This window comes from Micromonospora sp. NPDC049089, from assembly GCF_040648775.1.
Classification (GTDB): domain Bacteria; phylum Actinomycetota; class Actinomycetes; order Mycobacteriales; family Micromonosporaceae; genus Micromonospora.
Map to the genome: position 1 here is coordinate 2,212 of NZ_JBEZEH010000309.1, position 3,324 is coordinate 5,535.

The 3,324-nt window shown below is 57.6% G+C and carries 1 rRNA gene and 1 other annotated feature (1 of these 2 only partly in view); the gene reads right to left on the reverse strand.

Annotated features, from left to right (window positions below):
• Nucleotides 1–1,275 (reverse strand) — a sequence feature (mutual gap in cmsearch alignment for this rRNA model is longer than 100); it reaches 1,934 nt to the left of the window's first position.
• Between the two features lie 382 nt (nucleotides 1,276–1,657).
• Nucleotides 1,658–3,172 (reverse strand): 16S ribosomal RNA (locus AB0B48_RS31690).
• Nucleotides 3,173–3,324: the final 152 nt, after the last annotated feature.

Below are 3,324 nucleotides of genomic sequence, written 5' to 3' on the forward strand. Positions count from 1 at the left end.
GTCCAAGCGAGGATAAAATGTGAATGCCACAGCTTCGGCGGTGTGCTTGAGCCCCGCTACATTGTCGGCGCGGAACCACTTGACCAGTGAGCTATTACGCACTCTTTAAAGGGTGGCTGCTTCTAAGCCAACCTCCTGGTTGTCTATGCGACCCCACATCCTTTTCCACTTAGCACACGCTTAGGGGCCTTAGCTGGTGATCTGGGCTGTTTCCCTCTCGACTACGAAGCTTATCCCCCGCAGTCTCACTGCCGCGCTCTCACTTACCGGCATTCGGAGTTTGGCTGATTTCGGTAAGCTTGTGGGCCCCCTAGACCATCCAGTGCTCTACCTCCGGCAAGAAACACGCGACGCTGCACCTAAATGCATTTCGGGGAGAACCAGCTATCACGGAGTTTGATTGGCCTTTCACCCCTAACCACAGGTCATCCCCCAATTTTTCAACATTGGTGGGTTCGGCCCTCCACGCGGTCTTACCCGCGCTTCAGCCTGCCCATGGCTAGATCACTCCGCTTCGGGTCTAGGACACGCGACTGAATCGCCCTATTCAGACTCGCTTTCGCTACGGCTCCCCCACACGGGTTAACCTCGCCACATGCCACTAACTCGCAGGCTCATTCTTCAAAAGGCACGCCGTCACCCCGCAAGGCTCCGACGGATTGTAGGCGAACGGTTTCAGGTACTATTTCACTCCCCTCCCGGGGTACTTTTCACCATTCCCTCACGGTACTTGTCCGCTATCGGTCACCAGGAAGTATTTAGGCTTACCAGGTGGTCCTGGCAGATTCACGGCAGATTTCAGGGGTCCGCCGCTACTCGGGAACACCCACAGAAGGTCAGCAACTTTCACCTACCGGACTCTCACCGTCTACGGTCAGCCATTCCAGACTGTTCGACTAGCCACTGACTTTGTAACTTCTCGAACAAGTGTCAGCTTGTTCAGCAGGGTCCCACAACCCCGACCACGCAACCCCTGACAGGTATCACACGCAGCCGGTTTAGCCTCGATCCGCTTTCGCTCGCCACTACTCACGGAATCACTAAATTGTTTTCTCTTCCTACGGGTACTGAGATGTTTCACTTCCCCGCGTTCCCTCCACACACCCTATGTGTTCAGGTGTGGGTGACACCACATGACTGGTGCCAGGTTTCCCCATTCGGACACCCTGGGATCACAGCTTGGTTGACAGCTCCCCCAGGCCTATCGCGGCCTCCCACGTCCTTCATCGGCTCCTGGTGCCAAGGCATTCACCGTTCGCCCTTGACAACTTGACCACAAAGATGCTCGCGTCCACTGTGCAATTCTCAACAAACGACCAACCCACAACCCGATCCGCCCCACACCAAACCCAACCAGAAGTTGGCGGTATGTGGAGCCAGGCCATGCCTGGCAGACTCCCAGCCCCCACCAAGGAGGGCCGGCGCGTCTCTGAAACAACAACACAACGGTTGTTCCTTCAGGACCCAACAGGGTGCTCACATTCTCCCTCAGCCGCACCAGGACTTCGTTCCCACCACCCCGAAGAGCAGCTGTACTAGAAGGAACCCGGCCGTTGCCGAAGCAAAACTTGCCAGTGTCTCCGCCATTCGAGCACCCCACCACCACAGTCGGGTGATGCGGGCTCCTTACCGACTTTCGTCGGAAGGTGCTCCTTAGAAAGGAGGTGATCCAGCCGCACCTTCCGGTACGGCTACCTTGTTACGACTTCGTCCCAATCGCCAGCCCCACCTTCGACGGCTCCCTCCACAAGGGTTGGGCCACCGGCTTCGGGTGTTGCCGACTTTCGTGACGTGACGGGCGGTGTGTACAAGGCCCGGGAACGTATTCACCGCAGCGTTGCTGATCTGCGATTACTAGCGACTCCGACTTCACGGGGTCGAGTTGCAGACCCCGATCCGAACTGAGACCGGCTTTTTGGGATTCGCTCCACCTCACGGTATCGCAGCCCATTGTACCGGCCATTGTAGCATGCGTGAAGCCCTGGACATAAGGGGCATGATGACTTGACGTCATCCCCACCTTCCTCCGAGTTGACCCCGGCAGTCTTCGATGAGTCCCCGCCATAACGCGCTGGCAACATCGAACGAGGGTTGCGCTCGTTGCGGGACTTAACCCAACATCTCACGACACGAGCTGACGACAGCCATGCACCACCTGTGACCGCCCCCGAAGGACCTCACATCTCTGCGAGTTTTGCGGCCATGTCAAACCCAGGTAAGGTTCTTCGCGTTGCATCGAATTAATCCGCATGCTCCGCCGCTTGTGCGGGCCCCCGTCAATTCCTTTGAGTTTTAGCCTTGCGGCCGTACTCCCCAGGCGGGGCGCTTAATGCGTTAGCTGCGGCACAGGGAACCGGAGAGGCCCCCCACACCTAGCGCCCAACGTTTACAGCGTGGACTACCAGGGTATCTAATCCTGTTCGCTCCCCACGCTTTCGCTCCTCAGCGTCAGTATCGGCCCAGAGACCCGCCTTCGCCACCGGTGTTCCTCCTGATATCTGCGCATTTCACCGCTACACCAGGAATTCCAGTCTCCCCTACCGAACTCTAGCCTGCCCGTATCGACCGCAGGCTTGGGGTTGAGCCCCAAGTTTTCACGGTCGACGCGACAAGCCGCCTACGAGCTCTTTACGCCCAATAAATCCGGACAACGCTCGCACCCTACGTCTTACCGCGGCTGCTGGCACGTAGTTGGCCGGTGCTTCTTCTGCAGGTACCGTCACTCTCGCTTCGTCCCTGCTGAAAGAGGTTTACAACCCGAAGGCCGTCATCCCTCACGCGGCGTCGCTGCATCAGGCTTCCGCCCATTGTGCAATATTCCCCACTGCTGCCTCCCGTAGGAGTCTGGGCCGTGTCTCAGTCCCAGTGTGGCCGGTCGCCCTCTCAGGCCGGCTACCCGTCGTCGCCTTGGTAGGCCATCACCCCACCAACAAGCTGATAGGCCGCGAGCCCATCCCAAGCCGAAAAACTTTCCACCACCAGCCATGCGGCCAGCAGTAATATTCGGTATTAGCCCCCGTTTCCGAGGGTTATCCCAAAGCTTGGGGCAGGTTGCTCACGTGTTACTCACCCGTTCGCCGCTCGAGTACCCCGAAGGGCCTTTCCGCTCGACTTGCATGTGTTAAGCACGCCGCCAGCGTTCGTCCTGAGCCAGGATCAAACTCTCCAACAAAAAATTAGTTGAACAGCATCCTGACAACAAACAAATGTTGCCAAAGGAATCCCAACCAGCCAGCAAAAACTGACCAGTCCGGGGTATAAATCATAATTGGCACTGGCTTTACAAGCACCCTGTTGAGTTCTCAAAGAACAACCACACACCGA